This is a genomic window from Oligoflexus sp. (assembly GCF_035712445.1).
GTDB lineage: Bacteria > Bdellovibrionota_B > Oligoflexia > Oligoflexales > Oligoflexaceae > Oligoflexus.
On record NZ_DASTAT010000037.1, the window covers coordinates 1 to 6,613 of the forward strand.

A 6,613-nucleotide genomic window follows, 5' to 3' on the forward strand; every position below is an offset into this window, starting at 1 on the left:
GAACTCCTTGCGTCAGGATCTTAAGGACCATTACGGAGCCACGCTCCTGATAGCCAGGACTATGGACGAGGCGCTGACGCGTATTCGCCGTGAAATCCAGGTGGAACGGGTGCTGTGGAACAGGTCCTACGAACCCCAGCAGCTCGCCCATGATCAGGCTTTCGAGGAACGCATCAAAACCCAGGGAATCAAACCTGGAGTCTGCATCGGCTCGGTTCTGTCCGAGCCTTGGGATATCAAAAACAAAAGCGGTCAGCCCTTTAAGGTTTTCACACCCTTTTATAAGACCTTCCTGGCCCGTGGCACGCCGCCGGCTCCGCTTCCGAAACCGAAAAAAATCGAGACTCTTCCGCTGGCCGATGTTCCCGAAGGTGCGGTGGATGATCTCCAGCTGCTGCCGCAAAAACCGCGCTGGGATCTTTCCATGATGAAGGACTGGCCCACGAGCGAAGGCGCGTGGTGGCAGGCGTGGAAGACCTTTCGGCACAAGCACCTGTCCGACTACGGCACCGGCCGCGACATTCCCTCGCAGCATGGGACCTCGCGCCTGAGCGTTCCCCTTCACTTCGGACAGATCTCCCCGCGATCCCTTTGGGCCGATGCACGGGCGCATCCGAACTCCGGCACTGAAATCTGGCTGCGGCAGCTGGTCTGGCGTGAGTTTGCGATTTCGAGTCTTTTTCACATTCCGACCATGGACCGCGAGCCGATACTGGAGCCCTTTCGTAAATTCCCCTGGGTGAACGAACCGGAGCAGCTGAATGCCTGGCAGCGCGGCCGCACCGGCTTTCCCATCATTGATGCCGGCATGCGCGAACTTTGGTCCACGGGCTGGATGCACAACCGGGTCCGCATGATCGTTGGGTCCTTTCTTGTCAAAAATCTTCATTTGAACTGGACCGAGGGCTCGGCCCATTTCTGGGACACCCTGATCGACGCCGATCGCGCCAACAACGCGATGGGCTGGCAATGGGTTGCGGGCTGCGGCATTGATCCCTCGCCTTACTTCCGTATTTTCAATCCCATGGTGCAAAGCGAAAAGTTCGATCCCGAGGGCGATTACATCAAACGCTGGGTGCCGGAACTCGCCGCACTTCCCCAACGCTTTATCCACAGCCCTTGGAAAGCGCCGGCCAACATCCGCCGCCTTGCCCCTGATTACCCCGAGCCCATCGTGGACTTTGCAAGCTCCCGACAGCAGGCGCTCATGTTTTACGACAGGATCAAAAGTCGCGTGTGACAAAGCCCCCTCCCACGGCTATGGTGAAAGTCAGGAGGGATAGCCCATGACTGTCTGGAAAAATGTTTTAAAAGACCCGCGCCTCTTGCGCTTTGGCATGAACGTGTGGCCGCCCTTCGTGGGAGCCGGGATCGTGGTCGAGGAATTGGCTGCGGACTATACATACGTGCGCGTGGCCTTGAAACCCACCATCTTCAATCGCAACTACGTCGGCACGCATTTCGGAGGCAGCCTCTTCGCGATGACCGATCCCTTCTTCATGCTGATGCTCATCCGAAACATGGGCTCCCATTATTATGTTTGGGATCGCTCGGCGCGCATTGATTTCATCGCCCCTGGCAAAGGCCGCGTGTTTTCTGAAATGCGCATCACAGCCGATGATCTGAAGGAAATGCGCGAGGCCACGGCGTCAGGCGAAAAGTTTGAACGCGATTTTGAAACGGAAATCAAAGAGGAAGATGGCTCGATCGTCGCAAAAGTCAGCAAACGCATCTACGCGAGGCTGAAGCCCGAGCATCGCCCGCGCGCATGATTTTCCATGAAATCGAAGGAAATTTGTTCAGCGGGATTTGAGCATTTGCCGCGATATGCTGCGCATGCAGCAGAAAGCCGTGAAGAGCCTCGTGCGGGCTCTTTTTTTACGCCTGTGATTCCAGTAGTTTATCAATTGCCGCCGCTGGCACTGGCCTTGCTTAGTAATCCGTACAGGGGAATAGCACCCCGAGGAGATGAAACCATGCTGGCCTCAAACGGAAACTACTTGCAGAATTCGGCGCGCATCCTCCTGGTTGATGATGAAGACCTACTATCCTGGTGCATCGAGATGGAACTCTGCGCCATGGGTTTTGATGTGAGAACCGCAAACAGTCTTAAGGTGGCTCGCGAGCAGCTTGAAAGTTTCGAGCCTGATCTGATCATCTGTGACCAGGGCCTGCCGGATGGCTGGGGGACGGAGTTCGTCAAACGACTCAAGCGTCCGGTCCCAGTCATCATGATTACGGCCTTCACACCGCCCCGGATCGAGGATCTGAATGCGGTGGGCATCCGGAAACTCCTCCGCAAACCCTTTGATCTGGATGTTTTAACGTCCGAAGTGCAAAAGCACCTCAAAACATTTTCCCTCCCTGGGTCCAGTCCTTTTCCTCCGCCTGGTGCAGCCTTGGAAGGGTGATCACAAAGCGGGTGTTGGGGCAGCTTTTATCCAGGGCCACCATGCCCTGATGATTGTCGACGATGGAGCGGGCAATGCTGAGCCCAAGTCCTGTTCCCCGTCCCACGGGCTTGGTCGTATAAAAGGGCTGAAACATTTTGTCCGCAACCTCTTTGGGAATGCCGGATCCACTGTCGGTGATCTGAAATTCGACGACGCCGGCCTGCTCGGTGGCGGTGATCTGAATCCAGCGATCTTCGAGTTCCTGGATCGCGTCGCAGGCGTTCAGAATGAAATTCACCAGCATCTGGCTGATCTCGGTGATGCGGCATTCCATGGTGAGATAGGGATTCGGCACATCAATGGAAATGCGGACACCGCATTTGCGAAGCTTATACGAGCAGTAATCGGAAACCTGATTCAGGATCGTCAGGACGCCTTCGCTTTGAAAGGGATCGCGCGATCCATCACGGGCATAGGTCAGCATCCCTTGAATGATGTCCCGCATGCGTTTGGCGTCACGACGGACCCGCGGCACGGTCTGCATGAACATATCAAGGTCAAGATTCTGACGTTCATACTGCGACTCGATCACATCGAGCCAGGCATTGATCGAGGCCGCCGGATTCCCCAGCTCATGCGCAATTCCTGCCGCGAGCTCGCCTAAACTGGCCATTTTCTCGGCATACATGCTGCGCATGCGTTCCTTTTCCAGTTTTTCCTGCATCTGTTTTTTCTCGGTCACATCGAAACGAATCGCCACGAATTGATAGGGTTTGCCCAGGTCGTTCAGGAAAGGAACGATGGTGGTGTCGACCCAATAGGTTTCGCCGGCCTTGGTCTTGTTGCGGATTTCGCCCTTCCAGACGCGCCCCGAACTGATCGTACGCCAAAGGTCGCGGAAAAAATCGGGGCCGTGGAAGCCTGATTTCAAGACGGAATGCGTCTTGCCAATGAGTTCCTCGCGTTCATAGCCGGAAATGCGGCAGAACGTGTCGTTGACATAAGAGATGACCCCGCGCTGATCAGTGATGGCCACAATCGCCGATTCATCGAGCGCCATTTTTTGATCACGGATCTGGCGGAAGGATTTTTTCAGCTCATCCTCAAGCTTGTCGCGATAGGTCTGGTCGAGTGCGGTCAAACAGTAGCCGCGGACGCTGCCGTCCTCATGCACGAGGCGCTGCGCTTTCCAGGTCAGATGCAGGATTTGATCCGGGGCGGCCTGATGATGCACCCCAAGGCTGACCGGCCCTGTGGAGCGGTCACAGCTTTCCATGAGCTTAAAAAGAGGCGCACTGAACTCTTCATCCAGCGCGCGCGTGAGTTTTTGATTTTTTTCCAATCGGGGAAAAAGACGCAGGGTCTGCGGGCTGAAATCTATCACATCGAAGTTCGGGCCGAGCAGCAGCATCGGCGTTTCCGCAAGGCCCAGCAGGGTTTGAACAACGTCGTCCTGAGCCAGAAAAAGTCCTGAAGTCACAAAACCACCTCCTCTGAGTGGAATGACAATAACCCACAACTTTGTCCGTGCCCAGAGCAGGAAAGACGGGTCTGCAGCAAAGCGCGGGATCGCGCGTCCTGTGGGGGTGAATCGGGAATGCGGATCCGCACCCGGGGTCTTTCCCTCACAGAACAGCAATACCCTTGAAAATGGTTCTGAAACCCAGTATTTATGGGGGTTGCTCACGCTGGAAAAGCGCGGCATCCAACCTGACGGAACAATTGAGAACCGAAGACTTGACGGTTGGGATCGACTAAGGCAATTTGGACTTGACACTCGTGTGTCCAGCGCCTGCTTTGGCAGGACGCGCTTGAAAAAAGACTACGACCTTCTCCTCGAAATGAGGTGAGGAGCAATTTCCTTCACAGCAGCGATGGCTTCAAACCATCGCTGCTTTTTTTTTCCAGCCTCATGGCCTGCTCCAAAAAACACGGATTGCATGGGAAGGTCAATTCGCGGAAATTTAAGCAGACCGAGCAAGATAATAAAAGCCGGCGCTGAGACAGAGGCCGTGCCCAAGGCCGGCGCGCTGCGTTCGGTCTCATCTAATCTTCCAATGTGATTGTCAATCGCACAGCTTGTCCGTAGAATCCGGGCACATTTATCGTGCGGAGGATCCAAATGAAAGTCAAAGCAGCTGTAGCATGGGGACCGAACCAACCCTTGAGCATCGAAACCGTGGATCTGGAAGGGCCCAAAAAGGGTGAAGTGCTGGTGCGCATCGTCGCCTCGGGCGTGTGTCACACCGATGCCTACACACTGTCCGGTGTGGATCCTGAGGGTCTTTTCCCTGTGATCCTCGGCCATGAAGGGGCGGGCATTGTCGAGGCGGTGGGCGAGGGCGTGACCTCGGTGCAGAAAGGTGATCACGTCATTCCTCTTTACACGCCTGAATGTCGAAGCTGTAAATTCTGTTTATCCGGCAAGACCAATCTCTGCCAGCGCATCCGGGAAACCCAGGGCCGCGGCCTGATGCCGGATGGCACCACGCGTTTTTCCAAAGACGGCAAGCCCATCTATCACTATATGGGAACCTCGACCTTCGCCGAATACACCGTCGTCGCCGAAATCTCGCTGGCGAAAATCAGTCCGAAGGCGCCGCTGGATAAAGTCTGCCTGCTCGGCTGCGGTGTCACCACCGGCATCGGCGCCGTGCTCAACACGGCCAAGGTGGAAAAGGGTGCGAACGTTGCCGTCTTTGGCCTCGGCGGCATTGGCCTCTCTGTGATTCAGGGGGCGAAGATGGCTCAAGCAGGCCGCATCATCGCGGTCGATATCAATAACTCGAAATTTGAAATGGCCGAAAAATTCGGCGCGACCGATTTCGTGAATCCCACTGAAATCCAGGGCTCGGTCGTCGATCACATCGTGAAGATGACCGACGGCGGCGTCGATTATTCTTTTGAATGCGTGGGGAATGTCAAGCTCATGCGCCAGGCTCTGGAGTGCTGCCACAAGGGTTGGGGCCAGTCCATCATCATCGGCGTGGCCGGGGCCGGCGAGGAAATTTCCACGCGTCCCTTCCAGCTCGTGACGGGCCGCGTCTGGAAAGGCTCGGCCTTCGGTGGCGTCAAAGGTCGCACGGAACTGCCGCAATACGTGGATAACTACATGGCCGGCAAGATCAATCTCGATGATCTTGTCACCTATAAGATGCCGGTCGAGAAGATCAACGAAGCCTTCCGCTACATGAAGGATGGCACCAGCATTCGCAGCGTGGTGACGTTCTGAGAAAGGGAGTCTTTCATGCAAAAACTAAAAGAGCACAAAACCTTCGGCGGCGTCACGACGTTCTGGAGTCATGAATCACGGGAAACCAAAACCCCGATGAAGTTTTCGAGCTTTGTGCCGGATGGTCCCGTGAAGGGCTGTCTGATCTGGCTTTCCGGCCTGACCTGCACCGAGGAAAACTTCATCACCAAGGCGGGTGCCCAGCGTTATCTCGCCGAGCATCAGCTGATGGTGGTCGCGCCGGATACCTCGCCGCGCGGTCTTCAGCTGCCTCATGAACACGAGAGCTACGACTTCGGTTCAGGAGCCGGCTTTTACCTCGATGCCCGGACGCCTGCTTATGATCAGCATTACCGCATGGAAAGCTATATCGTGCGGGAACTCGCGCCTCTGATCTTCGATCAGTTCGGCCAGGCGAAACTCGGCATCTTCGGGCATTCGATGGGCGGGCATGGGGCTCTGACCCTGGGCCTGAAATATCCGGCGCTCTTCGCATCGGTTTCGGCCTTTTCGCCGATCGTCAATCCCTCGGCCGTTCCCTGGGGCATCAAGGCCTTCGAAGGGTATCTCGGCAGCGATCGCTCGCTCTGGCAGCAGCATGACAGCTGTGAACTCCTGAGGAGCGGCCAAAGGCATCCCCGGCGCATCCTGATTCATCAGGGCACCGCGGACGAGTTTTTGGACAAGCAGCTTAAGACGCGGCATTTCGAGGAGGCGGCGCGGTCGGTGGATCAGGATCATTCCGTGGTCTATGCCGAGGGTTATGATCACAGTTACTACTTCATCGCCACGTTTATCGAGGACCATATTCGGCATCATGCCGGGATGTTGTCCTGACGGAAGGTGGGCACCCGGCCCACCTTTTTTTGGTCCTAGTAACCGAGCGCGACGCGGCTGTAACCCCAGGCATGACCGGCTTTCTTAAACCAGTCCTGCGAACGGCTGATGTCGCGATCCCTTTGGCAGTAAGGACCAAGGTCTTCCGCTT

The 6,613-nt window shown here is 56.1% G+C and carries 6 protein-coding genes; 5 read left to right on the forward strand and 1 reads right to left on the reverse strand.

The genetic code is table 11. From position 1 onward, the window contains the following. From VFO10_RS07595 to VFO10_RS07605, 3 genes are all read left to right on the forward strand, one after another. A partial coding sequence (locus tag VFO10_RS07595; protein ID WP_325138672.1) for a deoxyribodipyrimidine photo-lyase occupies positions 1-1,240 on the forward strand: 1,240 nt, incomplete at its 5' end. 46 nt (positions 1,241-1,286) lie between these two features. Next, positions 1,287-1,772: a DUF4442 domain-containing protein gene (locus tag VFO10_RS07600; protein WP_325138675.1), complete on the forward strand. Its 486-nt coding sequence runs from the start codon at positions 1,287-1,289 to the stop codon at positions 1,770-1,772. 6 nt (positions 1,773-1,778) lie between these two features. Next, positions 1,779-2,411: a response regulator gene (locus tag VFO10_RS07605; protein ID WP_325138677.1), complete on the forward strand. Its 633-nt coding sequence runs from the start codon at positions 1,779-1,781 to the stop codon at positions 2,409-2,411. On the opposite strand, the gene VFO10_RS07610 is transcribed toward VFO10_RS07605, so the two are convergent. After that, positions 2,347-3,873: a PAS domain-containing sensor histidine kinase gene (locus VFO10_RS07610; protein WP_325138679.1), complete on the reverse strand. Its 1,527-nt coding sequence runs from the start codon at positions 3,871-3,873 to the stop codon at positions 2,347-2,349. The two genes, VFO10_RS07605 and VFO10_RS07610, sit on opposite strands and share 65 nt — an antisense overlap. A 642-nt stretch (positions 3,874-4,515) precedes the next feature. On the opposite strand from VFO10_RS07610, the gene VFO10_RS07615 reads away from it, so the two are divergent. Beyond that, entirely contained in the window at positions 4,516-5,625 is a 1,110-nt protein-coding gene (locus tag VFO10_RS07615) for an S-(hydroxymethyl)glutathione dehydrogenase/class III alcohol dehydrogenase (RefSeq protein ID WP_325138680.1), read from the forward strand. Positions 5,626-5,640: 15 nt separating this feature from the next. Beyond that, positions 5,641-6,462, forward strand: a complete 822-nt coding sequence (fghA, locus tag VFO10_RS07620; RefSeq protein ID WP_325138682.1) for an S-formylglutathione hydrolase — start codon at positions 5,641-5,643, stop codon at positions 6,460-6,462. The last annotated feature ends 151 nt before the right edge of the window (positions 6,463-6,613 follow it).

Excerpts from the sequence above, each read along its gene's own strand:
- fghA (WP_325138682.1), top strand. The coding sequence starts at position 5,641 with ATGCAAAAACTAAAAGAGCACAAAACCTTCGGCGGCGTCACGACGTTC.
- VFO10_RS07600 (WP_325138675.1), top strand. The coding sequence starts at position 1,287 with ATGACTGTCTGGAAAAATGTTTTAAAAGACCCGCGCCTCTTGCGCTTT.
- VFO10_RS07605 (WP_325138677.1), top strand. The coding sequence starts at position 1,779 with ATGAAATCGAAGGAAATTTGTTCAGCGGGATTTGAGCATTTGCCGCGA.
- VFO10_RS07615 (WP_325138680.1), top strand. The coding sequence starts at position 4,516 with ATGAAAGTCAAAGCAGCTGTAGCATGGGGACCGAACCAACCCTTGAGC.